We start from the raw sequence: 23,650 nt of genomic DNA on the forward strand, positions 1-23,650 counted from the left end.
TGTCGCGCTCTCGACAGTATGCTGCGCCGCGAAACCGGGATCGAGGAATCACTATGCCGATTGGCGAATTTGGCCGACCACCTGCCTTGCCGTCCGAGGTCAGCCCTGCGCTGACCACCCCCATGTACTGGATGTACGAGATGGGTCAGGCCTCGCTCAACCCGGCGCGGGCCATGGCGGACATGACGAAACTCATGTTCGAGAACCCGCTCAATCCATTCGCCAACACCGAGTTCGGAAAGTCGATTGCCGCTGGTTGCGAATTGTTCGAACGCACCACCCGGCGCGTGGACCTGACGCCGGAAGCGATCCGCTTTCGCTCGGTCGCTGAAAAGCTGGTCAGGGATTTTGACAACGCGATCGGCGACCTGCATGCTATCGCCACCAGCCAGCGCGGCCATGTGCGCATCGCCGCTGCGCCGTCGATTGTGGTGCATGTACTGACGCCGGCATTGCGTGCTTTCCGGCAAGCGTTTCCGGAAATTACGATCTCGGTGCAGGACGCCGGCTCGGCGCGCATCGAGCGGGCGGTGCTCGATGGCGAAGTCGACTTCGGCATCGCCAGTCGCCTGAAAGATTATCCCGAGCTCGATTACAAGCCGATCCTGCGCGATCCCTTCGGCGTGATCATGCCGCCCGAACATCCGCTGGCGGCGAAAAAAGGGCCGGTGCGCTGGTCGGCCCTGGCGGGTTGCGAATACATCGCTCTGACCAATGACACCGGCATTGGCGCTTTCCTGGAAAATTATCCCGAACTGGGCCTGGGCAAGAGCGCCAATCCCTACGACCATGCGTCGAGCACGACCTCGCTGTACGCCATGCTGAAACTGGGCGGCAAGGTTTCCGTGCTGCCTTCACTGGCGGCGCAGGCTGTTCCGATGAATGAATTTTGTTTCCGTGAACTGACCGACCCGCCGATCACTCGGGAGATTTGCCTGATCACGCGGCATTTGCGCTCGTTCTCGCCGAACACCCAGCGCATTCTCGATGTGCTGATGGAGACAATCCGTGGCACCACCTTCCTGAACGGGACGGCGATGGCGGTGGACGCAGACGCACAGGCTGCCCGATGATGTCCGGTCTGCTGGCCTGAATCTACCGGGCTGCCGAGGCCGGCTACGCTGCCGATGCTGTCGCCAACGCCGCCGTCCCGCTTGCCGCAATCGCCAATCAGTCAGCAGTGATCTTTGCGGTACGGATCACATTGCCCCAGCGCTCTGCTTCCTGGCGCATGAAGGCGCGCGCTTCGGCTGGTGTGCCGGCGATCACTTCCATGCTCAGGTCGTTCAGAATCTTGATCACGCCCGGATCCTTCATTTCGCTGCCGATGGTGGATGCCAGCTTGTTGACGATGTCAGGCGAGGTCTTTGGCGGCGCCGCCATTGCGTACCACAGCACGGACGAGAAGCCGGGGATGGTCTCGGCCATGGTCGGCGTGTTCGGCAGCAATGGTGTGCGTTGCGTGCTGCCCACGGCCAGCGCCTTGACCTTGCCGGCGCGGATATGCGGCAGTGCCGAAGCAATGTCGGCAAACATCATTTCCACCTGCCCGCCGATCAGGTCGGTCAGCGCCGGGGCGACGCCCTTGTAGGGGACATGCACGATTTTTGCACCCGACATCGACTTGAACATTTCACCGGTCAGGTGCGGCGTGGTGCCCGCGCCCTGAGAAGCGTAGTTCAGCTTGTTCGGATTGGCATTGGCATAGGCCAGCAACTGGGCGACATTTTCCACCGGCAGCCGGTTGGTCACCACCAGCACATTGGGCAGCGAGGCAATGATCGACACTGGCACGAACTCATCCGGGTCGTAGGGCAGCTTCGAATACATGGTCTTGTTGATGACCAGCGGCGAAGGCGGCGTCACCAGCACCGTGTAGCCATCCGGCGCCGACTTGAACGCGAAATCGGCGCCGATATTGCCGCCCGCACCGGACTTGTTCTCGACCACGAACGGCTGTTCGAGCTTGCGGGCCAGGCGTTCGGCAGTCAGCCGGGCGACGCGGTCGAGTCCTGAGCCTGGCGGATAGGGCACCACCACTTTGACGGCCTTGTTCGGATACTCCTGCGCAATCGCAACTGCACTCAGTGTGAGTGCGGCGGCGAGCAGGGCGAAGCGGGATAGCAGGTTTTGCATGTAGATCTCCATACGGACTGTTGGATGCTCCCTGTCCAGTCGACGGACAGAGCGTCTTGTCAACAAGGGCGTATCGCCGGTATTTATCAGACGCCGGCGCCGGCCCCGAACTCTGCTGCATGTTTCAACGGACGTTTTGCACGCCTCGTACGCCCTGAACGCCCCGATCGTGCTGCACGACTCGATCGTTTCGCCTGTCTCGGTAGTTTTGGATCGCTTGCGCCGGCATCACTCCCCCCACACCTCGTAGGGCGTATCCGGGTACATCTTCTGGTTCTTGCGGATATTCAGGTCGACGAACATGGCCGCCGTGCGCAGCGATACGGCCACGCTGTTGACCACCGGAATGCCGATCGCGTCTTCCAGTTCTTCCGGCGGCAGGATGAAGGGCGTGTAGACAGTGCACATCGGCAGGATCACGTTGACGTCGTCGCGTTCGATGGCGTCCTTGCAGATGCGGATGCTGAGTTCCTTGACTTCGCTGCGGCGCTGCCACAGTTCGCCCAGCGGGATATTCCAGGTGCGCATCGCCGTGATGCTGTCGGCCACGCCCCAGCGCCGCAACAGCTTGCGGGTATAGGCCTTGAGCGAGTCTTCCACCACCAGCACGCAGATGCGGTCGCCCAGCAAGGGCGCGAAATGCGCCGCCACGGTGCCGCTGTCGACCACCGGAATCTTGACCATATGGCGGGCAATCTCGGCGCCGACGTCGTATTCGCCGGACAGGTAGACCGCGTCCCAGCCTTCTTTTTCTGCCCGCACCACTTCATGCACGACGTGCTTGGCCGCCGACAGGATGCGCGCTTCGTTGATGTGTCCTGTCATGGGCCCGCCATGCGCGCCGGCATCCAGGAACACGGTTTCGATTTCCATGCCGGCAGGCGCGTATTGCGCCGTGACACGGGCCGAATGCTCCATGAATCCGGGGTCGGTATTTTGTTTCGAACCGGGACGAATTACGCGAATTCTCAAGCGGGCCTCCATTGAATTGAGGAAAGACAGGACAAGGAAAACTGGCGTAATTGCCAGCGGTTAAAAAACTCTAGCATTTCAAAATAGGATTGTCTACAATCCGATTAATCGCAAGTCTACGGATCTTTGCAAGATGCCTGGCGGGCATGAGACCATCCGTTTCTTGCCAATCGCATGAGACTAGAAAATGAATTTGTCATCGGATTTACGGGTGCTGCAGACCAAATCCCTGCCGCAGGCGGTGCAGGACGAGATCGAGCGCCTGATCGTCAACGGCACTTTCCAGATCGGCCAGAAACTGGCCGAGGCGGAGCTGGCGCAGCGGCTCGGCGTCAGCCGCGGCCCGGTGCGGGAGGCATTCCGCGGGCTGGAAGAAATGGGATTGCTGCGGCTGTCCCGCAATCGCGGCGTATTCGTGCGCGAGATCAAGCTGGATGAGGCTTTCGAGTTGTATGAAGTGCGCGCCGGCCTGGACGCACTGGCCGGCCAGATGCTGGCAGAACGGGCGACGGACGAACAGATTGCCGAGTTGCGCGAGATCGTGGGGCAGATGAAAGCGCTGCAGGGGGACGACGACCTGGACGCTTACTTCCAGGCCAACATCCGCTTCCACGACCGCATCGTGGAAATGACCAGCAACCGCAAGTTCGCCGAAATGAACAGCCGCCTGATGAAGGAAACCCGGCTGTTGCGGCGCAGTGGCGTGCAAGGCGGCGGGCGCGAGATATCGGATCGCGAGCATGGCGCAATCATCGATGCCATTGCTTCACGCAATCCGGAGCGGGCGGCGGCAGTCATGCGCAGTCACGTGCTCAATGGCTGGGAGCGGTACAAGGCAGAAGTCGGGCCGGTAGAACGGGACGGCGAACAACATGGCGACGGGCCGGCGCCGGCAGCGCAGGAACCCTCGATTCCATCCAATTAGTCAGGAGACGGCAATGGCGGTCAGTCAGGCAGAACTGGTAGATGCATGGCGCAAGGTACTGGCACTGTGCAAGGTGAAGCCGGAGGAATCGGTCGCCATACTGACCCGCCCCGGTATCCAGTTGCGCAACCTGGAAGCGGCGCACCAGGCCTTCGAAGAACTGGGATGCCAGGTCTATCAACTGGAACCGCAGATCCGCAACAAGCCGCTGCGCGAGAACAAGCCGGCCATGGCGGCGCTGCAACAGACGGATTTCATCCTCGACTTCATCGGCCTGCACCTGCTGCGCACTTACGAGCTGGGCATGATCACCGAAAAGGGCGCGCGCATGCTGTACGTGACCGAGCCGCCGGAAGCGCTGGTGCGCCTGTTGCCAACGCAAGCGGACAAGAAAGCGGTGTGCGACGCCGGCGTATTCATGAAGGCGGCCAAGTCAATGCGCATTGAATCCGACGCCGGCACTGACCTGACGGTGGCGCTGGGCGACTTCCCGGTATTGCTGGAATGGGGCTACACCGACGAGCCCGGCCATTGGGATCACTGGCCTGCCGGTTTCCTGGCCACCTGGCCCAATGAGCGCAGCGCCAATGGCGTGGTGGTGCTGGATGCCGGGGATATCATTTTTCCGTTCAAGGACTATGTCCGCTCGCCGATCCGGCTCGATATCCGCGAAGGCTATATCCGCGAAATCAGCGGCGGCTTTGACGCCGACATGCTGCGCGCATTCATCGAAGAGCATAACGATCCGGAAGCGTATGCCGTGTCGCACCTGGGCTGGGGGCTGAACCCGCGCGCGCGCTGGTCGGCGCTGCAGTGGCTGCTGCGCCAGACCAATGGCAACGACGGTCGTTCCTTTGCCGGCAATTTCCTGTTCTCGACCGGTCCCAACACCGACGCCGGCGGCGCGCGCGACACGCTGTGCCATATGGATATTCCGATGCGCAATTGCTCGGTCTACCTGGACGGCCGGGCCATGACGCACAAGGGAAAAGTGCTCGCCTGAGTGACGGCAACCCGGACCGGCCGGCCTGTGGGCGTCGATCCAATCCGATCTGAATCTTGTTCATTGGGGAAAAATCATGAAAGTCATCGAAATCAAGGACGCCGCCAGACTCGATGTGACGGCAACCGTGCAGCCGGTGGAGGCTGCGTCACACGCCCCGGGCGAAATCTATTATTCCGACGCGGTGTACCAGTTGGAGAAGGAACAGATTTTCAAGAAAGACTGGCTGTGCGTGGGCCGGGTGGAGGAGGTCGAAAAGCCGGGCGACTACACCACCATGCGCATCGTCGGCGAGCCGGTGCTGATCACCCGTAACGCCAAGGGCGAGCTCAATGCATTCGCCAATGTCTGCCTGCACCGCGGTGTGGAAATTGCCAGCGGCGACGGCAACGCCGAATTCTTCAGCTGCCCGTACCACGCCTGGAATTACGACCTGGACGGCAACCTGGTCGGCGCGTCGTTCATGCGCGAGTCAGTCGGCTTCGACAGCAAGAGTTGCAAGTTGAAGACCCTCCATGTCGGGCAATGGGCCGGTTGGATATTCATCAACCTGGCGCCGCAACCGGCGATGACGCTGGAAGAGCATCTGCGCGACTACGTCGGTGACCTGTCGATGCTGAAGATGGAGAACCTGCGCCTGGGCACCAAGGTCGTGCTCGACCTGCCGACCAACTGGAAATTCGTGGTCGAAAACCTGATGGACGTCTATCACGTGCGCACGCTGCATTACAACAGCTTCGGCAAGCACCGCGGACCGCCGGAAAACTTCCCGTTCCTGTTGCGCCAGCACGGCGGCACATTCACCCGCTACGAAGCCAGGCCAATGACACCGGATGCGGTCAGCCTGTTCGGCAAGATGCCGGCGCTGGAACACGAGCCGGAGAATTTCGCCTGTTCGTCGCACCTGTCACCGAACATGCAAGTCATCGCGCGCATCGACAATGTGCATCCGCTGGTCATGTGGCCGACCTCGCCCACGACCAGCCGCACCATTGTCTATAACCTGTATCCGAAAGAGTGGTTCGACCAGCCCGGCTTCGCCGACAAGCTCAAGGTGTATGACGACTACATCCGCCTGGTGCTGGCGGAGGACGTGACGATGATGAATTCATTGCAGAATGGCGTTACGTCCGGCAACTATGTACCGGGCCGGCTCAGCACGCTGGAGCGCGGCATTCACCATGTGCTGAAGGACTACATGGATAAAATCGGCGGCGCAAAGGCTGCCTGACCAGATTGACCGAACCACGCCACCACAGCAAGGAACGATCGTGATCCGGGTTGCAGTCCTCGACGATTACCAGGGCGTTGCCAGCAAGATGGCCGACTGGTCTGTGCTGGGCGACCACGTGCAGGTCAGCAGCTTTGCGCAGCACCTGGGCGACGAGGACCAGGCCGTGGAGCGCCTGGCCGGGTTTGACGTGATCTGCCTGATGCGCGAGCGCATGCGCTTTCCCAGGAGCCTGATCGTGCGCCTGCCGCGCTTGCGGCTGCTGGCGTTCACTGGCTTGCGCCACAACACGCTGGATGTGGCGGCGGCGGTGGCGCAGGGCATCACCGTGTGCAGCACGCGCGGCGGCGAAACGCAGCATTGCACCACCGAGATGACCTGGGCCTTGATACTGGCTGCCGCCCGCCACCTGCCGCAGGAAGACCGGGCAATCCGCGCCGGTCGCTGGCAGACCACGCTGGGCATGACGCTGCAGGGGCGCACGCTGGGTATCCTGGGACTGGGCCGGCTGGGTTCGCGCGTGGCCCGCATCGGCCATGCATTCGGCATGCAGGTGCAGGCATGGAGCCCGACGCTGGACGACGCCCGGGCGGCGCTGTCGGATGCGCGCCGGGTCGAGCTTGACGCCCTGTTTGAAACCAGCGACGTGATCAGCATCCACCTGGCCATGACCGAGCAGACGCGTCACCTGGTCAATGCGCAGCGGATTGCACGCATGCGACCCGGCGCCATCCTGGTCAATACCGCGCGCGGCGAAATCGTCGATGAAGACGCCCTGGTGCTGGCGCTGCAGCAAAAGCGCCTGGGCGGCGCTGCGCTCGACGTGTTCCGGCAAGAGCCGCTGCCGGCCTCGCATCCGCTGCTGGCGCTGGACAATGTGGTGCTGTCGCCGCACCTGGGCTATGTGACCGAAGAGACCTACCGGATTTTTTTCCACGACACGGTGGAAAACATTGCCTGCTACCTGAAGGGTGCGCCGGTGCGCGTCGTCCTGCCGACCTGAACGCCCATGAGCAACGCTGCCATTCCTGCTGCGATTGAACTTGCCGGCGCTGCCCAGTCCAGTGCCAATGCGGCCGCCCTTGCCACGCCCGCGCCCTTCCATGCCTGCGTACAAAACTTCCTGGACCAGGCCGACACGCCGCGCGCCTATCTCGAACGCTGCATCGCCCGCATTGAAAAACATGAGCCGGCCATTCGCGCCTTCGTGCACCTGGACCTGGACACGGCGCGGCGCCTGGCCGACGAGGCCGGGGAACGCTACCGGCAGCGGCGGCCATTGTCGCCGGTGGACGGCATGCCGGTCGGCGTCAAGGACATCATCGACACGCGCGACATGCCGACCCAGATGAACAGCCCCTTGTTCGCCGGTTTCCGGCCGCGCCGCGATGCTGCCTGCGTGATGGCACTGAAGCAGGCCGGCGCCATCGTGCTGGGCAAGACGGTGACGACTGAATTCGCCTGCGGACGCTCCGGTCCGACCCGCAATCCGCACGACAGCTTGCGCACGCCCGGCGGTTCTTCCAGCGGCTCGGCCGCAGCGGTTGCCGCCGGCATGCTGCCGGCCGCATTGGGCACGCAGACGCAGGCGTCGATCATCCGGCCGGCCTCGTATTGCGGCATTGTCGGCTACAAGCCGAGCATCGGCACACTGTGCTACGACGGCATCGGGCGGCTGGCGCCGACATTGGACCAGCTCGGCGTGCTGGCCGGCGACCTCGGCGATGCGCAAGCAGTGGCCGCAGCGATCGCCGCCGTGGGTCCGGACTATGGCGGTCCGGTGCTCCGGCTTGGCGCGCAGGCTGGCAATGGCGTGCCCTTGCGGCGGCTGGCGCGGCTCGATACCGAAGGCTGGGCCGAACTCGACAGCGCCGCCCGGGAAATTTTTGAACAGACCATGGCCGGCCTGGTGGCGGCCGGTGTCGACATGATCGATCGCAGCGATCCATCGATCGCACGGATCGAAGCGCTGCTGGCGCAGATATCAGCCAGCGCACTGCATATTTTTGCCTGGGAAGCGCAATGGCCGCTGCGCACTTACCTCGATTGCGGCGCTGCGCTGGTGGGTGAGCGCGTGCAGGAACTGGTGCAACTGGCCAGCGAGATGCGCGCCGATGACTATGCCGATGCCGTCGCCAGGCGTGCCGCATTGCGTGCCGAAGTCGCTGCGCTGGCTGGCACGGTCGATGCATTCGTGACTGCCTCTTCCTCCGGCGCTGCCCCGCTGGGCCTGGACAATACCGGCAGCCGGACCTTTTCAGTGCCCTGGACGCTCGTTGGCGGACCGGCCTTGTCCTTGCCGGTGCAGCAAATTGGCGGCTTGCCGTTCGGGCTGCAACTGATGGGATTGCCGGGACGCGACAGCGAACTGTTTGGATTTGCGCAATGGATCATGACGCAATGGCGAGGAACACAATGAAATTGCACTGTTCGGTGAATGACGCCAGCGTGGACGCAGAAGTGCCGTCGCGACTGCTGCTGTCGGACTTCATCCGCCACGAACTCAAACTGACCGGCACCCACGTCGGTTGCGAAATGGGCGCGTGCGGCGCTTGCACCGTGATCGTCGATGGCAGTCCGGTGCGCTCTTGCCTGATGCTGGCGGCGCAAGCCGATGGCAGCAGCGTACGCACCGTCGAGTCGCTGGCCGGCACGCCGATCGGCCGCTTGTTGCAGCAGGCATTCAGCGAGCATCATGCGCTGCAATGCGGTTATTGCACGCCAGGCATCCTGACCACGCTGACCGCCGCATTCGAAAGCGGCAAGCTGCCCGCCGACGAGCATGCAGTGCGCGATCTGCTGTCGGGCAATATCTGCCGCTGCACCGGCTATGTGCCGATTGTCGAAGCGATCCTGGATGCGTCGCGCCAGATGCAGTCAAGCACGGTGCTGGCAAACTCCGGAGGCACGCATGGGCAAAAGTGAACCGGCCTTGTACCTTGGAGCCGCGCGTGCCGAGCACGCCGAACGAATTGAAGACCCGGCCTTGCTGCGCAAGTCCGGCGAAGCCGCGTCACCCATGATCGGCCAGGCGCTGCCGCTGCGCGAAGATATCCGTTTCCTGACCGGCACCGGCTGCTATGTCGATGACATCAAGCGCCCGGACATGGCGCACGCGATGGTGGTGCGCAGCGCACTGGCGCACGCCCGCATTCGCGCAGTCGACATCTCCGCCGCGCTGGCCCTGCCGGGTGTGCTGGCCGTGTACAGCGCCGACGACATCCGCGACTATGCATTACCGATACCGCAGCGCGTTTGCGCCTTGCCGGGGCTTGAGCGTTTCCTGCAGATGCCGCTGGCCGACGAACGTGCGCGCTATGTCGGCGAACCGATCGCGATGGTGGTGGCAACGAGCCGCGCGATTGCCCAGGATGCGGCGGAACTGGTGCAGGTCGACTATGAGCAATTGCCGGCCGTGGTCGATGTGCATGCCGCGCTGGCCGACCAGGTAATCCTGCATGACGGCCCCGGCACCAACCTGGCTTCGCATTACACGGTCGGGCGCGGCGACGCCGATGCCGCTTTCGCCAACGCGCATTACACCCGTTCTGAAGTGTTCAACATCCACCGCCACACGGCCCTCACACTGGAAACCCGCGGCTTTGTCGCCGAGTGGGATGCAGCGGCTGGGCGCATGCAGGTGTGGGGCGGCTCCAAGGTGCTGTTTGCCAATCGCACTATCCTGGCCAGCATGCTCAAGCTCGACGAGCAGTGCATCGACATGATCGAAGTGGACATCGGCGGCGGCTTCGGTGTCCGCGGCGATTTTTATCCGGAAGATTTCCTGGTGCCGTTTGCGGCAATGAAACTGGGCCGGCCGGTCAAGTGGATAGAAGACCGGCGCGAACACCTGATGGCGACCAACCACTCGCGCGAGATGGAATGCCGGCTGGAAATCGCGGTCTCGGCCGATGGCATCATCCTCGCCATGCGCGGCTTGCTGATGGCGGACATGGGTGCCTACACCCGCACCAATGGCGGCGTCGGGCCGGGCAAGGGCACGCAGTTCCTGCAGGGGCCGTACCTGATCCCCCACCTCGAATTTGAAGTGCAGGCCTTGATGACCAACAAGACGCCGGTCGGCACTTACCGCGGACCGGGTCGCTATGAGTCGACTTTTTTCCGTGAGCGGCTGCTCGACATTGCCGCGGTCGAACTGGGCCTGGACCCGGCCGAGTTCCGCTTGAAGAACCTGATTCCTCCCGAGGCCATGCCCTACGATGCCGGCGCGCTGGTTCCGGGCTTGCCGTCCACCATTTACGACACCGGCGACTATCCGCTGGTACTGCGGCGCGCGCTGGCCGAAGCCGATTATCCGGCCCTGGTGGCTGGCCGCGGGCGCGGTGCGGACGGCCGGCTGTATGGCGTTGGCATGGGCTGCTTTGTCGAATCGACCGGCGGCGGACCATCCGAGGATGCGCGCATCCAGGTCACGCCGGACGGCCGGGTCGAGCTGTTCATTGGCGCCTCTTCCGCCGGACAGGGGCATGAAACGGTGATGGCGCAAGTGCTGGCCGACGAACTCGATATCGGCATGGACGCCATACGCGTGTTCCACGGCTCGACCACGCTGGTCAAGCGCGGCTTTGGCGCTTATCACAGCCGTTCTGCGGTGATGTCCGGCGGCGCCATCGTACTGGTGGCGCAGCGTTTGCGGCAACAACTGCTGGCGCATGTGGCGGCAAGCAGCGGTCGTGCAGTCGAATCCTTGACCTTTGCGCGCGGCGCGGTGCGCGGCAGCAATGACGGCGCCGTACTGGCAACACTGGAAAGCCTGGCGCAGCAAGCCAGCGCCGGGTCGGTACAAGCAGCGTCGGCGCTGGCGGCCGAAGCCACCTTCAGCAACGACAACCAGCTGACCTATACCGGTGGCACGCAGATCGCGCATGTCGCCGTCGATACCGAAACGGCGATGGTGGAAGTGCTGCGCCTGCTGACCGTGGAAGACGTCGGTCGCATGATCAATCCGGCGGTCGTGCATGGCCAGACCATCGGTGCGGCGGTGCAGGGGCTGGGCGGCACTTTTCTCGATGAATTCGTGTATGACGAGCAGGGGCAGCTACTGACCGGCACCCTGGCCGATTACCTGCTGCCCACCGCTACTGACTTCCCCAACGTCGATGGCGTCAGCATGGAACATGCACGTTCGCTGTCCAATCCGCTTGGCGTCAAGGGCGCCGGCGAGGGCGGCATCATTGCTACCGGCGCCGCGCTGGCCAACGCGGTGGCCGACGCCTTGTCGCCGCTGGGCGTGCAGATCACCCGGCTGCCGCTGTCCCCCAACAACATCGCACGCCTGATTCGGGACGCGAAGGCGCGCCCCGGCCCTGGCAACTGATTGGCCGCTGGCCAGACATTCAAGCAGACGGAGAACACGACATGCAACGAAAATTCATCGGACTGGCCGGGGAAAAATCCCAGGGCATCGAGGCGCTCAAGGGAACGGCCAACGGTGCGGCCTATTCCGACGCGGTCCGCATCGACCTGGCCGACCACACCCTGCTGTTCATCTCCGGCAAGACTGGCGCCAAGGATGGCGTGCTGCTCGCCCGCAACATGCGCGACCAGACGCGCCAGGTGTTTGAAAATATCCGGACCACGCTGGAAGGGCAGGGCGGGTCGCTGGCCGACATCGTCCGCGTACGGATTTACGTCACGCAGATGGACCAGGAGTCGATCCGTGATGTCCACGCCGTGCGCGCGGAATACTTCGAGCCGGGAAAATTTCCCGCCAGCACCCTGCTGCGGGTGGACCAGTTCGTGCGCGACGGCGCGCTGATCGAGATCGAGGCCGACGTCGTCATGCATCGCGACTGATCCCCAGATCGGGCCAGTGGGCGGGAGGTTCGCCGCCGGCGGGGTTTGCCGCGACAATCCCCGGATTGGCTTGCCGAACTGCGCGCCGGTACCTACACTTGGCGCAAGCGGGGACACGGATCCTCCTGATTCCCGCAAACAGGAGACAATCATGCTTGCTATCAAAAACCTGCTGGCCTGCACGGCGCTGGCTGCCATCTCGATCACCGGCAATGCGCTGGCGCAGGACAAGGTTGTCTACCATATCGACAATGCCGAGTCGCAGGCGACCAAGGGATTGCGTAACATCCGCAACCACCTCGATGTCGCGCCGCAGACCAAGATTGTCGTGGTCACGCATGCCAATGGCGTGGATTTCCTGTTCGATGGCGCAAAAGATCCCAAGAACGCCAATGTCGACTATGGCGCGCTGGTCGGCGCACTGAAGTCGCGGGGCGTGCGCTTCGAAGTATGCGAAATCACGCTGAAAAACCGCAGCCTGAAAAAAGAGCAGTTCAGCATGGACGCTGAATTCACGCCATCGGGCGTGGTGCGGGTAGGCCAGTTGCAAACGCGCGAGGGCTACGGCTACCTGAAACCATGAAGCGGTGCTGACGCCCGCATTGGCTGGCGGCCCCTGCATCATGGTGCGATAGAATTGGCAAAACTACAGGGGTTCCCATGATTTTGGTAACAGGCGGCGCCGGTTTCATCGGCGCCAACTTCGTGCTCGACTGGCTGGCCCGCAATGACGAGCCGGTACTCAACGTCGACAAGCTGACTTACGCCGGCAATCTCGGCAACCTGAGCACGCTGGACGGCGATGCGCGCCATCTGTTCGTGCATGCCGACATTTGCGACAACGAGGCGATGGCGGCGCTGCTGGCGCAGCACCGGCCGCGCGCCATCGTCCATTTCGCCGCCGAAAGCCATGTCGATCGTTCGATCCATGGCCCGGCCGAATTCATCCGCACCAATGTCAACGGCACCTTCAGCTTGCTGGAAGCGGCGCGGCAATACTGGGGCGCACTCGGGGCGGCGGACAAGGCGGCGTTCCGCTTCCTGCATGTGTCGACCGACGAAGTGTATGGGTCGCTCGGGCCGAACGATCCGCCCTTCACCGAAACCACGCCGTATGCTCCCAACAGTCCGTATTCGGCATCCAAGGCCGGCTCGGACCATTTGGTGCGCGCCTACCACCACACCTACGGCATGCCGGTGCTGACCACCAATTGTTCGAACAACTACGGTCCCTATCATTTCCCGGAAAAGCTGATCCCGCTGATGATCACCAACGCGCTGGCCGGCAAAGCCTTGCCGGTGTATGGCGACGGCCAGCAAGTGCGTGACTGGCTGTACGTCGGCGATCACTGTGCCGCGATACGGCGCGTGCTGGAAGCCGGGCGTACCGGCGAGGTGTACAACGTCGGCGGCTGGAACGAGAAGGCCAACCTCGACGTCGTGCATACCTTGTGCGACTTGCTCGACGCCTTGTCGCCCCGCGCCGATGGCGGCAGCTATCGCACGCAAATCGCCTATGTCACCGACCGCCCCGGCCATGACCGCCGCTATGCGATCGATGCCCGGAAAATCGAGCGCGAACTCGGCTGGAAGCCGGCCGAGACCTTCGAGACCGGCCTGCGCAAGACCGTGCAGTGGTACCTGTCGCATCAGGAGTGGGTCGCCAACATCCAGTCGGGGGCTTACCTGAAGTGGATGGAGTCGAATTACGGGCAGCGGCTGGCGCAGTCGGCGCTCGCTTGAGGCCCTGAGCGCCTGGGCAGCAGGGGAAGCGAACTATAAAGGGATGCGCGACATGCCTCCGCCACTTGATCAACCAGCCATGGCCGGGTCCAGCCTATCCGGCCAATCCGGGATTGCCGGGGTTCAAGGGAGCCAGGAAATTCCCGGCCTTGCCCGCAATTGGTGTTTTTCAGCCAGCAAGATTGCGTTCTGGCGGCGGGTATTCGTGGTCGAGGGGATATTCTGGTACGGCTTGCCGGCGCCGGAATGGACCACAATCAAGCGCGTGAACGCGCGCGATAGCTGGGTGTTGTACTTCCTATATGCGCCGGATGGCAAGCTGATGCCGTACCACGCCTACGCGCTTTCGCGGCTGCGCGACCTTGGCGCCAACGTATTGGTCATCTGCGCCGCGCGCACGGCTTCCCTGGTTCCGCCTGAATTGGCGCGTTACGCCGATGCGCTGTACTGGAAGGCGCTGCATGGTTACGATTTTTCGGCCTATCGGATTGGGCTGATGGAAATTGCCCGGCGCTCCGCAGGTGCCGATGTCCTGCTGATGAATGACTCCGTTTTCGGGCCTTTTACCGACCCGATCCGGGCCTTGTCCGCTTGCGATTGGGACCTGGCGGGGTTCACCGCCTCCAGTGAGATCGAAAACCATATCCAATCCTATGCCTTCAGGATCCGCAATGTCGCGCCGGCGCGGATGCGCGCCCTCAGGGCGGTATTGTTTCCGGTGGCTTGCCTGGACCGCAAGGATGACGTGATCCTGATACAGGAAACCCGCATGGCGCGCATCGCTTCAGCCAGCATGAGCGTCGGTTCGCTCTGGTATGGCGCAAGCATGCAAGCGCAGAACCCCACTTTGTATCGGCCAGCCGAGCTGGTCAATGCCGGCTTCCCTTTCCTCAAGCGCTCCTTGTCGCGCATGAATCCGGCAAACAAATTGATGACCCATGCCTTGCTCGAACGCCACCACCATCCGCTGCCTGATTGAGCGTGATCGATTGCTGTCCTGTGGCGTCGCACGCGGCGCGTTTCCCCCTGCCAGGATCTGCGGCCTCTGCTGCTATAGTGCCTGATGCAATCACTGACCTTGCCCTGGTAGCCTGCATATTGCGCCGCCGTTCAGCTTGAAACTCCAATCTTTCCAGACATTGAATCGCTCCATGAAAATCCTCATCACCGGCGCCACCGGCCAGGTCGGCCACGAACTCCAGCGCACGCTGCAGGCCATGGGCGAAGTGATCGCAGTCGACCGCAGTCGTATGGACCTGTCCAACCTGCAGCAAGTACGCCACGTGATCCGCACGGTCCGCCCCGGCCTGATCGTCAATGCCGCCGCTTACACTGCAGTCGACCAGGCGCAAAGCGAGCCGGCGCTGGCCATGCAGCTCAATGCCCATGCACCGGCTGCGATGGCGGAAGAGGCAAAACGGCTGGACGCCGTGCTGATCCATTTTTCGACCGACTATGTTTTCGACGGCAGCAAGGCCGGCCACTATGAAGAAGACGACCCGACCAGTCCGGTCAATGTGTATGGCGAATCGAAGCGGCAAGGCGAACTGGCGATTGCGGCCACTGGCATACCGGCCCTGATTTTCCGCACCCAGTGGGTGTACGGCCTGCACGGCAAGAACTTCCTGCTGACGATGCTGCGGCTGGCCGCGCAGCGCACCGAACTGCGGGTGGTGGATGACCAGGTCGGCGCGCCCACCTGGGCCCGCACGCTGGCAGAAGCCACCGCCGAAGTTGTCCGGCTGGGGCAGGGCCAGGACTTGTCCTGGTGGCGCGAGCGCGCCGGCCTCTATCATCTGACGGCGCAAGGAGAAACCAGTTGGTGCGGCTTTGCCCGGCGCATCGTGGCGCTGTCGAATCTCGCCAGCAAGCCGAGCGTGGTCGGCATTCCGACCACCGACTACCCGACCCCGGCCAGGCGGCCGGCGAATTCCCGTTTGTCCTGCGAAAAATTCATCCGGACCTTTTGCGCCTTGCCGGACTGGGACGACGCGCTGGTGCGCTGCATGCGCGAACAGCCGGCAGTCGCCAGCCCGCCGGCCTGACCATTGCCGACGCCGTTGCTGTCAGCGATGCCGCCGCCACAGCGCGGTCATGCCTCCTGCTCACCTGCGCTCACTGAAATTAGGCTACATTGCCGGGTCATCATTGCATTTGCCCGCCTGAATGGATTGCCCGCCCGTGAAACCGACCCTGCGCGCCCCGCTGCGCACCGCCATTGCGGCTGTCGCCGCCGCGTTTGTCCTGCTGCCATCCACCAGCGCTGCGCAGTCGCCGCCAGAAGCCACGCTGGACGCGGTACAGGTTGATTCCAGCATCGATCGTCCGATTGGCATTGCCGAGTCGGCCAACCAGGGTACGGTGACTGCGCGCCAACTGGAAAACCGGCCGCGGGCGCGCACCGGCGACTTGCTTGAGGCGGTGCCTGGCGTGGTGGTCACCCAGCATTCGGGCGACGGCAAGGCCAACCAGTATTTTGCGCGTGGCTTCAATCTCGATCATGGCACCGACTTCCGCACCACCGTGCTCGGCATGCCGGTCAACATGCCCTCGCATGCGCATGGCCAGGGCTATTCCGACCTCAACTTCCTGATCCCCGAACTGATCAGCACGATCCAGTACAAGAAGGGCACGTACTTTGCCGAAGAAGGCAATTTTTCTGCGGTGGGCGCAGCGGCGTTCGATTATGTGCGCAGCCTTCCGCGCGGTCTGTTCAGCCTGGAACTGGGCAGCCACCGTTACCGGCGCGCGGTGCTGGCCAATTCGGGCAGCGCCGGCGCTGGCACCCTGTTATATGCGGTCGAAGCGGTCGGTAATGACGGGCCGTGGGAAGTGGCGGAAAACTACAAGCGCTTCAATGGCCTGCTGAGCTGGAACCTGCGTGCCGGCAATGACGAATTGCGTATCGCCGCAATGACGCTGCAGTCGAGCTGGCGCGCCACCGACCAGGTGCCGCAACGTGCACTGGTATCGGGCATCGTCGGCCGCTACGGCAGCCTCGACGCCAGCGATGGCGGCGACACCGCCCGCAGCAGCGTATCTGCCGACTGGCAGCGGCGCTATGCAAACGGTGCATTGCATGCCAATGCGTTCCTGGTGCGATCCAGGCTTAACCTGTTTTCCAACTTCACCCTGTTTGCCAAGGATCCGGTCAACGGCGACCAGTTCAATCAGGCCGAGCAGCGTTTGCTGGGTGGCGTGAACCTGGATCGCGCCTGGAACCACAAGCTGGGTCGTTTTGAATCCGAGACCACGGTGGGGCTGCAATTGCGGCAGGACCGCTTGTCGCCGGTCGGTCTTTACACCAGCGTGGCCCGGCAGCGCCTGGCCACCACGCGCGAGGATCGGGTGGTTGAATCGTCCGCCGGCCTGTTCGCGTCGAACACGACGCGCTGGACCCCGTGGTTGCGCACCGTGGCCGGCGTGCGCAACGACCGCGCCCGGTTTCGTGTCAACAGCAGCAATCCGGCCGATAGCGGCAGCGTTGATGACGCCATCAGCAGCCCAAAATTTTCCGCCATCTTCACGCCCGCCGAATGGGTGGAACTGTACCTGAACTGGGGCCGCGGATTCCATAGCAATGATGCACGCGGCATCAACAACGCGGTCAACCGGTCGACGCCGCTGGTGCCGGCGCGGGGCAGGGAGGCCGGCGTCCGGATCGATGGCCTGGTGCGCGGACTGCAAACCACGCTGGCGCTGTGGGAGCTGGACCTGGCATCCGAATTGGTGTTCGTCGGCGATGCGGGCACCACGCAAGCCAGCCGGCCCAGTCATCGGCGCGGCATCGAACTGAGCAATGTCTACCGCTTCGCCACTGGCTGGAGCGCGGACCTTGACCTGGCCTGGTCGCGCGCGCGCTTTACCGACGGCGCAGTGGCAGGACCGTACATTCCGGGCGCGGTGAATCGCACGGCCTCGCTGGGCATTACCGCTGAATCCGGCCGCTGGAGCGGCGGCATGCGCGTGCGGCATGTGGGCGGGCGCCCGCTGGTCGAGGACAACAGCGTGCGTTCGCCTTCGTCCACGCTGGTCAACGCCAAGTTCGGTTATGCACTGGCGCGTGACGTCAAGCTGACGCTGGAAGTGCTCAACCTGCTGAACCGCAAGGTCAGCGACATCGACTACTATTACGAGTCGCAGTTGCGCAATGAAGGCGCGCCTGTCGCCGACATCCATACCCATCCTGCTGAAATGCGGGCCTTGCGGGTTGGCATGAGCATGCGTTTTTAAGTGCTCGCCGTACCGAAACGGCGTTACTTGTGCGATTGATGTCCGTTATCGTTCGTTATTTCGCCAGCTCCTAACTTCCCTGTGCATTGGCTTCGCCACGCCCCAATCTCTGCGTGGTGCGTATTGTGACGCGCATGCCCGATACATCGGTTGTCACTTGACAACCGATAAATTCAAAGCTAATGTGGAGGCACTGTATGGCAAAACCCAGCCACCCCAAGAAAGAGATCGAGGAAACATTGAAGTTCGTGCAGATGCAGGGCTGGCGGGTGGTGCGTGGCGGCAGTCATGCATGGGGCAAGATTTATTGCCCCTATAACGATGATGCATGCCGCTGCGGGGAGTTTTGCATCACGAGCATCTGGAGTACGCCGAAAAGCGAAGGCAATCATGCAAAAGCGATCCGGCGGGTTGTCAGCAACTGCACCGTCCACGCCATGCGGCCAGCAGCGCCATCACCAAGCGGAGAGAACGATGGAATACACCTTCACCCTGAAGTACCGGCTCTCGGAGAATGATTGCGACCCCGACGTCCTGGTCGAGCGACTCGGCGCGCAGGGGTGTGACGACGCATTGATCGGCGTTGGCCAGCCTGGCCGGATCGCACTCGAATTCACGCGCGAAGGCGCTTCGGCCGCCGCAGCCCTGCAGAGCGCGCTGGCCGATGTCAGGGCCGCGATCCCGGATGCCAGCCTGATTGAAGTCGGTCCCGATTTTGTCGGACTGACCGATGTCGCCGAGTTGCTGGGCATGTCACGGCAAAACATGCGCAAGCTGATGACAAACCATGCCACCAGCTTTCCCGTGCCCGTCCATGAAGGCAGCACCACCTTATGGCATCTGGCCGACATGCTGGACTGGCTGCAGGCAAAGGGGACTTACCAGCTCGACCACGGCATGCTGGAACTCGCCAAGGTGACCCGGCAAATCAATGTGACCAAGGAATCACTGCGCCTGCCGTCGCCTCTCAAGCCCGCGATGCACCCGCTGGTAGCCTGACGCGCTGCCTGGGCAGCGGGCCGATCATCCGTGCCGCAAGCCTGGCTTTTCGATCGGCCGGATTTCTCCATTATGATGAGCAGTCCATCCTGCTCACCGCGCTTATCGCGCTCCTGATCCTTGGCAATATCCTCCCTTCACCTGTTCTGCCGCGTGATCGACAATTTCGGCGATATTGGCGTGTGCTGGCGGCTGGCCCGGCAACTGGCGGCTGAATACCAGCTTGCCGTCACGCTGTGGGTCGACGACCTGGCCAGTTTCCACCGGATTTGCCGGGCAATCGATCCGGCGCTGCCGCAGCAAGCGGCCGGCGCAGTGAGCGTACGCCACTGGAGCGACCCATTTCCCGACATCGCCGCGCAGCAGGTACCGGACCTGGTGATCGAAGGTTTCGGCTGCCGCTTGCCGGCCAGCTATCTCGATGCGATGGCCGCACGGGCGGTCAAGCCGGTCTGGATCAACCTCGAATACCTGAGTGCGGAGCCGTGGGTTGACGGCTGTCATCGCCTGCCATCGCCGCATCCGAGCTTGCCGCTGACCAAATATTTTTTCTTTCCCGGTTTCACCGCCGGCACCGGTGGGCTGCTGCGCGAACGCGAGCTCGATGCCATGCGCAGCGCTTTCGCTGCCGACCCCGGTGCGGTACCGGCGTTCCTGGCGCAACTCGGTGTGGCGCACGCCAGGCCCGATCGCATCCTGACCCTGTTTTGTTACCCGCAGGCGGGTGTTGCCGATTTTTTCTCGCTGTTGCAGGGCGAGGACGCCGACACGCTGTGCCTGGTGGCCGAAGGCGTCGCCAGTGAGGCGGTGCGCGCATTCATGGACGCACCGGCACAGGCGGGGGCGCGCCGGACGAAAGCAAACCTGACGCTGCAAGTGATTCCGTTCCTGGAGCAGCCCGATTACGACCGGCTGTTATGGTGTGCGGAAATGAACCTGGTCCGGGGCGAGGATTCTTTCGTGCGTGCGCTATGGGCCGAGCGGGCCTTGCTGTGGCAACTCTATCCGCAGGAGGAGCAGGCGCATTGCGTCAAGCTCGACGCTTTTTTGGCGCGCTACAACAAGGACTTGCCGCCCGGTCTGGCCACCGCGCTGGCCGGCGTGATGCGTGGCTGGAACGGCGCCGGCATCGAGCATGCCCCATGGCAGCAATTATGGACGCCGGCCGCGCAGCAGGCGCTGCGGCTGCATGCCCGGCGCTGGGCCGCACAGTTGCGGGAAAACGGCGACCTGGCCGCCAAGCTGATGCGATTCGCGCAGGAAAGCTGTTAAAATACAGGGCTTTACTGAATGCGCACCGTAAGGTGCATTCTCAAAACCGTCGGCCAAGTATCGACGGATTTCCACTCTTTATTGCAACCAATCCATACCAGTTATGAAAACCGCACAAGAAATCCGCGTGGGCAACGTCATCATGGTTTCTGACGCGCCAATGGTCATCGTCAGGACTGAGTTCGTCAAGTCGGGCCGCAATGCCTCCGTCGTCAAGATGAAAATGAAAAACCTGCTGTCCGGCCAAGGCCAGGAGAATGCCTATCGCAGCGACGACAAATTCGAAATGGTCGTGCTTGAGCGCAAGGAAGCCACTTTTTCCTATTTTGCCGATCCGCTGTACGTGTTGATGGACGCCGACTACAACCAGTATGAAGTCGAGAGCGAAAACATGGGCGACGCCATCAACTACCTGCAGGACGGCATGCAGTGTGAAGTCGTGTTCTATAACGAGAAAGCAATTTCCGTTGAACTGCCGACCACCGTCGTGCGCGAAGTCGTGTACACGGAACCGGCCGTCAAGGGCGATACCTCGGGCAAGGTGCTCAAGCCAGCCAAGATCGCCACCGGCTTTTCCGTTTCGGTACCCTTGTTCGTGGAGCAGGGCGACAAGATCGAAATCGACACCCGCACCGGCGAATACAAGTCGCGCAGCAAGTAAGCGGGCCGGCGCGTCGGCAAGCCTGATGGCAAGCCGGCACGCCAGTGCGCAAGCAGGAAGCAGCCGCTGTCGGCCGGATAATGACCGGACAGCTGCTCACTCATTGGCAGTCCGGCCTCCTGGCCCGGTAGCCATACCCCAGACCTTCCGCCCAATATAGCGTCGGTCTGTCAGTAATCCCCGGTTCCCTGCATCAAAATTCCTTTTCGTTGATGGCAAACGACGGACAGCCGTCGTTGTCCCAGCGCGCGCCGCACACTGTCCATTTGCATTTCTCCCGCTGCAACAGCCCGGCCATTTTTTCGCAGCGCTTGAATTCGATGCGGGTGACCGACGCGGGCGTCTTACCAGCGGCTGCGCTGACCGGCTTGATGGCGCCGTCGGTCGGACGCGGCACGGATCGCGCCGGAGGCGGGCTGCGGCGCAGCCGGTCGCGCGAACTCTCCGAATAGGCCTGGCTTTTCAGCCGGCCGATTTCATCGGACCTGACCCCCTTGCGCTTTGCCCGCAGTTCTCCCCGGATGGCTTGCGGCGCGGCGGCCGTGGCGCGTGTTGTTGCCTCCGGGGCTGCCTGGGCGATCCTGCGCACCGGGCCACTACTGCGCTTCTTCTTCGCCAGGGCAAGTGAACGCTGTTGGGTGGCGGCAGGTTGCTGGCGCTTGCGGACGTCGATCGTCGCCACCGAGGGCTGCGCTATCGGCGTGGATTGCGGCGGTGATGGGTCCGGCTCGGGTGTGGGTGGCGGCAGGGCGCCGGTGGCGGGCGTGGCACGGGTGCTGCTGCCGGTCGTGTTTTTGGTGTCATGCGTCTCTTGCGCGCTGTTCGTGGCAATGGCTGCCGGCCGTGATGCGATTGCCAACTGCTCGATCTGCGTCAGCCACAAGGCCATGCCCAAGCTCACGCTCAGTCCGGCGGCAAGCGCCAGCACGCTTGTGCTGGCGCGCACTGATCGCCCGTTGCCGTGATTCTTGTTGGTCGGGGTGGCAGGAGGGGTGCCGCGCCCGATTTGCGTCGCTTGCCTCGGTTGCGTCGATGGCGCGCTGGCATCGGGTGGCTTGGTCCGGCGCCAGACCGCTGCCGGGGGGCGCGGCGTAACCGGGACTCGCTCTTTGGCTTCATCAGGTTTGAGTACAGGCTGGCGCGGTGATGGTGAAGGCGGTGAAGGCGGTGATGGTGGGCGCAACGGGGCACGCGGCGCGGCCGCCGAGTCGGTTGCCAGCGGCGGTGTCGGCAGGCAAGCTGCCGGCAGTGGCGGCCCATTGCGGACGCGCAATTGCTGGCGCAGAAGAGCCGGGAATCGCCGCGCCCGGAAAGCGCTGGCATCGATTCGCCGGCCAGCAAGATCGGACATGCCACATTCCTCGCTGCCATGAAGTCAGCCACCAAGCATAGGGCATGGCACTTGGCTGGCTTTGACAAAGGCGGCAAACCAGCAGGAATGTTGATCCCGGTCGTGCGGATCGGCTGCTATTGCCGCGAATCCTCGCCAACAATCAATCGGCCGCCACGCGCAGCACCAGCTTGCCGAAATTGCGTCCTTCAAACAGCATCAGCAGTGCATCCGGGAAGTTGTCCAATCCGTCGACAATGTCCTCGCGCGTCTTGAAGCTGCCTTCCTGTATCCATTTGGCGATCACTTTTACTGCTTCCGGATAGCGTGGCGCATAGTCGAACACGACCATGCCTTCCATGCGCGCCCGATTGACCAGCAGCGACAGGTAGTTGGAAGGACCTTTCACCGGCGTGGTGTTGTTGTATTGCGAGATCGCGCCGCAGATGATGATGCGGGCCTTGAAATTGATGCGGGTCAGCACGGTATCGAGGATCTCGCCGCCGACATTGTCGAAATAAACATCGACGCCTTTTGGACAGTGCTTTTTCAGTTCATCGCGCAGGGAGGCGTTCTTGTAATCGATGCAGGCGTCAAAACCGAGTTCATTGACGACGAAGTCGCATTTTTCGCGGCCGCCTGCAATGCCCACTGCGCGGCATCCGAGATGGCGAGCGACCTGGCCCACGGTCTGTCCCACCGCGCCCGCGGCGCCGGAAACCAGCACCGTCTCGCCAGGTTGCGGGCGGCCGATTTCGGTCAGGCCGAAATACCCGGTCATGCCCGGCATGCCCAGCGCATTGAGCCAGGCCGGCAGCGGCGCAAGCTGCGGGTCGATGCGCGTGGCGCCGGCCAACTTGTCCGTGGCCTGGCCGCGCCAGTATTCCTGCACACCGGTCAGTGCCGATACCATGTCGCCCGGCGCAAACAGCGGCGACTTCGACGCGATCACGCGCCCGGCGCCACCGGCGCGCATGACCTCGCCCAATCCGACCGGGGGAATGTAGGACTTGCCTTCATTCATCCAGCCGCGCATGGCGGGGTCGAGCGAAAGATAGAGCACCTTGATCAGTATTTCGCCGTCGGCCAGTTCACCGACCGCCTCTTCGGTCCTGGACCAGTCGCCAGGGCGCGGCAGGCCGATCGGGCGCGCAAGCAGGCGAACCTGATGGTTGATGAGTGTGGGCTGCGACATTGCTGGTCTCCTTGACTGAGTTGCAATCGACTATAACAGAGCAGGGAAGGACATTTTTTGACGCAGATGGCTGCCATGAAGATGTAAAAAATTTTCTCAAACAAAGATTTCCATACGGAACTTACTTAAGGTT

The 23,650-nt window shown here is 62.9% G+C and carries 23 protein-coding genes; 19 read left to right on the forward strand and 4 right to left on the reverse strand.

The window, feature by feature from the left end; all coding sequences use genetic code 11:
- The first annotated feature begins 53 nt into the window (after window positions 1–53).
- Window positions 54–1,073, forward strand: a complete 1,020-nt coding sequence (locus Q7T64_RS06990) for a LysR family transcriptional regulator (protein WP_304793367.1) — start codon at window positions 54–56, stop codon at window positions 1,071–1,073.
- 97 nt (window positions 1,074–1,170) lie between these two features.
- Here Q7T64_RS06990 and Q7T64_RS06995 read toward each other — a convergent pair whose 3' ends face one another.
- Together Q7T64_RS06995 and Q7T64_RS07000 are read right to left on the reverse strand one after the other, a co-directional pair.
- A complete protein-coding gene (locus tag Q7T64_RS06995; RefSeq protein WP_304793370.1) occupies window positions 1,171–2,136 on the reverse strand; it encodes a tripartite tricarboxylate transporter substrate binding protein in 966 nt (321 codons plus the stop codon).
- Window positions 2,137–2,364: 228 nt separating this feature from the next.
- On the reverse strand, window positions 2,365–3,108 hold the full coding sequence (locus tag Q7T64_RS07000; RefSeq protein WP_304793373.1) for an aspartate/glutamate racemase family protein: 744 nt from the start codon (window positions 3,106–3,108) through the stop codon (window positions 2,365–2,367).
- Between the two features lie 187 nt (window positions 3,109–3,295).
- On the opposite strand from Q7T64_RS07000, the gene Q7T64_RS07005 reads away from it, so the two are divergent.
- From Q7T64_RS07005 to efp, 17 genes are all read left to right on the forward strand, one after another.
- On the forward strand, window positions 3,296–4,033 hold the full coding sequence (locus Q7T64_RS07005; RefSeq protein ID WP_304793376.1) for an FCD domain-containing protein: 738 nt from the start codon (window positions 3,296–3,298) through the stop codon (window positions 4,031–4,033).
- 13 nt (window positions 4,034–4,046) lie between these two features.
- Complete coding sequence (locus Q7T64_RS07010; protein WP_304793379.1) at window positions 4,047–5,036, forward strand: 2,5-dihydroxypyridine 5,6-dioxygenase; 990 nt, start codon at window positions 4,047–4,049, stop codon at window positions 5,034–5,036.
- A 76-nt stretch (window positions 5,037–5,112) separates the two neighbouring features.
- Window positions 5,113–6,267, forward strand: a complete 1,155-nt coding sequence (locus Q7T64_RS07015; protein WP_304793383.1) for an aromatic ring-hydroxylating dioxygenase subunit alpha — start codon at window positions 5,113–5,115, stop codon at window positions 6,265–6,267.
- A 40-nt stretch (window positions 6,268–6,307) separates the two neighbouring features.
- A complete protein-coding gene (locus Q7T64_RS07020; RefSeq protein ID WP_304793387.1) occupies window positions 6,308–7,270 on the forward strand; it encodes a D-2-hydroxyacid dehydrogenase family protein in 963 nt (320 codons plus the stop codon).
- Window positions 7,271–7,276: 6 nt separating this feature from the next.
- Complete coding sequence (locus Q7T64_RS07025; RefSeq protein WP_304793391.1) at window positions 7,277–8,686, forward strand: amidase; 1,410 nt, start codon at window positions 7,277–7,279, stop codon at window positions 8,684–8,686.
- Window positions 8,683–9,192: a (2Fe-2S)-binding protein gene (locus Q7T64_RS07030; RefSeq protein ID WP_304793394.1), complete on the forward strand. Its 510-nt coding sequence runs from the start codon at window positions 8,683–8,685 to the stop codon at window positions 9,190–9,192. The genes Q7T64_RS07025 and Q7T64_RS07030 overlap by 4 nt, the downstream gene beginning before the upstream one ends.
- The gene (locus Q7T64_RS07035) at window positions 9,179–11,605 is read left to right on the forward strand and encodes a xanthine dehydrogenase family protein molybdopterin-binding subunit (protein ID WP_304793396.1); all 2,427 of its coding nucleotides are present in this window, start codon (window positions 9,179–9,181) and stop codon (window positions 11,603–11,605) included. Before Q7T64_RS07030 ends, Q7T64_RS07035 begins: the two co-directional genes overlap by 14 nt.
- 41 nt (window positions 11,606–11,646) lie before the next feature.
- Window positions 11,647–12,084: a RidA family protein gene (locus Q7T64_RS07040; RefSeq protein ID WP_304793399.1), complete on the forward strand. Its 438-nt coding sequence runs from the start codon at window positions 11,647–11,649 to the stop codon at window positions 12,082–12,084.
- A 151-nt stretch (window positions 12,085–12,235) separates the two neighbouring features.
- Entirely contained in the window at window positions 12,236–12,667 is a 432-nt protein-coding gene (locus Q7T64_RS07045; protein WP_304793402.1) for a DsrE family protein, read from the forward strand.
- A gap of 77 nt (window positions 12,668–12,744) precedes the next feature.
- The gene (gene rfbB / locus Q7T64_RS07050) at window positions 12,745–13,827 is read left to right on the forward strand and encodes a dTDP-glucose 4,6-dehydratase (RefSeq protein ID WP_304793406.1); all 1,083 of its coding nucleotides are present in this window, start codon (window positions 12,745–12,747) and stop codon (window positions 13,825–13,827) included.
- A gap of 52 nt (window positions 13,828–13,879) precedes the next feature.
- Entirely contained in the window at window positions 13,880–14,806 is a 927-nt protein-coding gene (locus Q7T64_RS07055; RefSeq protein WP_304793409.1) for a hypothetical protein, read from the forward strand.
- A gap of 172 nt (window positions 14,807–14,978) precedes the next feature.
- Complete coding sequence (rfbD, locus tag Q7T64_RS07060) at window positions 14,979–15,872, forward strand: dTDP-4-dehydrorhamnose reductase (protein ID WP_304793412.1); 894 nt, start codon at window positions 14,979–14,981, stop codon at window positions 15,870–15,872.
- 136 nt (window positions 15,873–16,008) lie between these two features.
- On the forward strand, window positions 16,009–18,060 hold the full coding sequence (locus Q7T64_RS07065; RefSeq protein WP_304793415.1) for a TonB-dependent receptor: 2,052 nt from the start codon (window positions 16,009–16,011) through the stop codon (window positions 18,058–18,060).
- A 197-nt stretch (window positions 18,061–18,257) separates the two neighbouring features.
- Complete coding sequence (locus Q7T64_RS07070; RefSeq protein WP_304793418.1) at window positions 18,258–18,578, forward strand: hypothetical protein; 321 nt, start codon at window positions 18,258–18,260, stop codon at window positions 18,576–18,578.
- Window positions 18,535–19,059 carry an AlpA family transcriptional regulator gene (locus tag Q7T64_RS07075; protein WP_304793421.1) on the forward strand — a complete coding sequence of 175 codons (525 nt, stop codon included), beginning with the start codon at window positions 18,535–18,537 and terminating at the stop codon, window positions 19,057–19,059. The genes Q7T64_RS07070 and Q7T64_RS07075 overlap by 44 nt, the downstream gene beginning before the upstream one ends.
- A 120-nt stretch (window positions 19,060–19,179) precedes the next feature.
- On the forward strand, window positions 19,180–20,331 hold the full coding sequence (gene earP / locus Q7T64_RS07080) for an elongation factor P maturation arginine rhamnosyltransferase EarP (protein ID WP_304793424.1): 1,152 nt from the start codon (window positions 19,180–19,182) through the stop codon (window positions 20,329–20,331).
- Window positions 20,332–20,434: 103 nt separating this feature from the next.
- Window positions 20,435–20,992: an elongation factor P gene (gene efp, locus Q7T64_RS07085; RefSeq protein WP_304793428.1), complete on the forward strand. Its 558-nt coding sequence runs from the start codon at window positions 20,435–20,437 to the stop codon at window positions 20,990–20,992.
- Between the two features lie 193 nt (window positions 20,993–21,185).
- Here the strand turns inward: efp and Q7T64_RS07090 are convergent, their stop codons facing one another.
- Entirely contained in the window at window positions 21,186–21,674 is a 489-nt protein-coding gene (locus tag Q7T64_RS07090; protein ID WP_304793431.1) for a hypothetical protein, read from the reverse strand.
- Between Q7T64_RS07090 and Q7T64_RS07095 the strand changes: the two genes are divergently transcribed.
- Window positions 21,652–21,957, forward strand: a complete 306-nt coding sequence (locus tag Q7T64_RS07095) for a hypothetical protein (RefSeq protein WP_304793434.1) — start codon at window positions 21,652–21,654, stop codon at window positions 21,955–21,957. The two genes, Q7T64_RS07090 and Q7T64_RS07095, sit on opposite strands and share 23 nt — an antisense overlap.
- Window positions 21,958–22,485: 528 nt before the next feature.
- Here Q7T64_RS07095 and Q7T64_RS07100 read toward each other — a convergent pair.
- Window positions 22,486–23,517 carry an NADP-dependent oxidoreductase gene (locus tag Q7T64_RS07100; protein WP_304793437.1) on the reverse strand — a complete coding sequence of 344 codons (1,032 nt, stop codon included), beginning with the start codon at window positions 23,515–23,517 and terminating at the stop codon, window positions 22,486–22,488.
- Window positions 23,518–23,650 lie beyond the last annotated feature (133 nt).

Source organism: Lacisediminimonas sp. (genome assembly GCF_030645335.1).
In the GTDB taxonomy this organism is placed as follows: domain Bacteria; phylum Pseudomonadota; class Gammaproteobacteria; order Burkholderiales; family Burkholderiaceae_D; genus Lacisediminimonas.

What these genes read in the sequence shown, in the direction of transcription:
- Q7T64_RS07015 (WP_304793383.1), top strand. Translation starts at nt 5,113, where the DNA reads ATGAAAGTCATCGAAATCAAGGACGCCGCCAGACTCGATGTGACGGCA.
- Q7T64_RS07025 (WP_304793391.1), top strand. Translation starts at nt 7,277, where the DNA reads ATGAGCAACGCTGCCATTCCTGCTGCGATTGAACTTGCCGGCGCTGCC.
- Q7T64_RS07055 (WP_304793409.1), top strand. Translation starts at nt 13,880, where the DNA reads ATGCCTCCGCCACTTGATCAACCAGCCATGGCCGGGTCCAGCCTATCC.
- rfbD (WP_304793412.1), top strand. Translation starts at nt 14,979, where the DNA reads ATGAAAATCCTCATCACCGGCGCCACCGGCCAGGTCGGCCACGAACTC.
- rfbB (WP_304793406.1), top strand. Translation starts at nt 12,745, where the DNA reads ATGATTTTGGTAACAGGCGGCGCCGGTTTCATCGGCGCCAACTTCGTG.
- Q7T64_RS07045 (WP_304793402.1), top strand. Translation starts at nt 12,236, where the DNA reads ATGCTTGCTATCAAAAACCTGCTGGCCTGCACGGCGCTGGCTGCCATC.
- efp (WP_304793428.1), top strand. Translation starts at nt 20,435, where the DNA reads ATGAAAACCGCACAAGAAATCCGCGTGGGCAACGTCATCATGGTTTCT.
- Q7T64_RS07010 (WP_304793379.1), top strand. Translation starts at nt 4,047, where the DNA reads ATGGCGGTCAGTCAGGCAGAACTGGTAGATGCATGGCGCAAGGTACTG.
- Q7T64_RS07040 (WP_304793399.1), top strand. Translation starts at nt 11,647, where the DNA reads ATGCAACGAAAATTCATCGGACTGGCCGGGGAAAAATCCCAGGGCATC.
- Q7T64_RS06995 (WP_304793370.1), bottom strand. Translation starts at nt 2,136, where the DNA reads ATGCAAAACCTGCTATCCCGCTTCGCCCTGCTCGCCGCCGCACTCACA.
- Q7T64_RS07035 (WP_304793396.1), top strand. Translation starts at nt 9,179, where the DNA reads ATGGGCAAAAGTGAACCGGCCTTGTACCTTGGAGCCGCGCGTGCCGAG.
- Q7T64_RS07075 (WP_304793421.1), top strand. Translation starts at nt 18,535, where the DNA reads ATGGAATACACCTTCACCCTGAAGTACCGGCTCTCGGAGAATGATTGC.
- Q7T64_RS07030 (WP_304793394.1), top strand. Translation starts at nt 8,683, where the DNA reads ATGAAATTGCACTGTTCGGTGAATGACGCCAGCGTGGACGCAGAAGTG.
- Q7T64_RS07070 (WP_304793418.1), top strand. Translation starts at nt 18,258, where the DNA reads ATGGCAAAACCCAGCCACCCCAAGAAAGAGATCGAGGAAACATTGAAG.
- Q7T64_RS07005 (WP_304793376.1), top strand. Translation starts at nt 3,296, where the DNA reads ATGAATTTGTCATCGGATTTACGGGTGCTGCAGACCAAATCCCTGCCG.
- Q7T64_RS07100 (WP_304793437.1), bottom strand. Translation starts at nt 23,517, where the DNA reads ATGTCGCAGCCCACACTCATCAACCATCAGGTTCGCCTGCTTGCGCGC.
- Q7T64_RS06990 (WP_304793367.1), top strand. Translation starts at nt 54, where the DNA reads ATGCCGATTGGCGAATTTGGCCGACCACCTGCCTTGCCGTCCGAGGTC.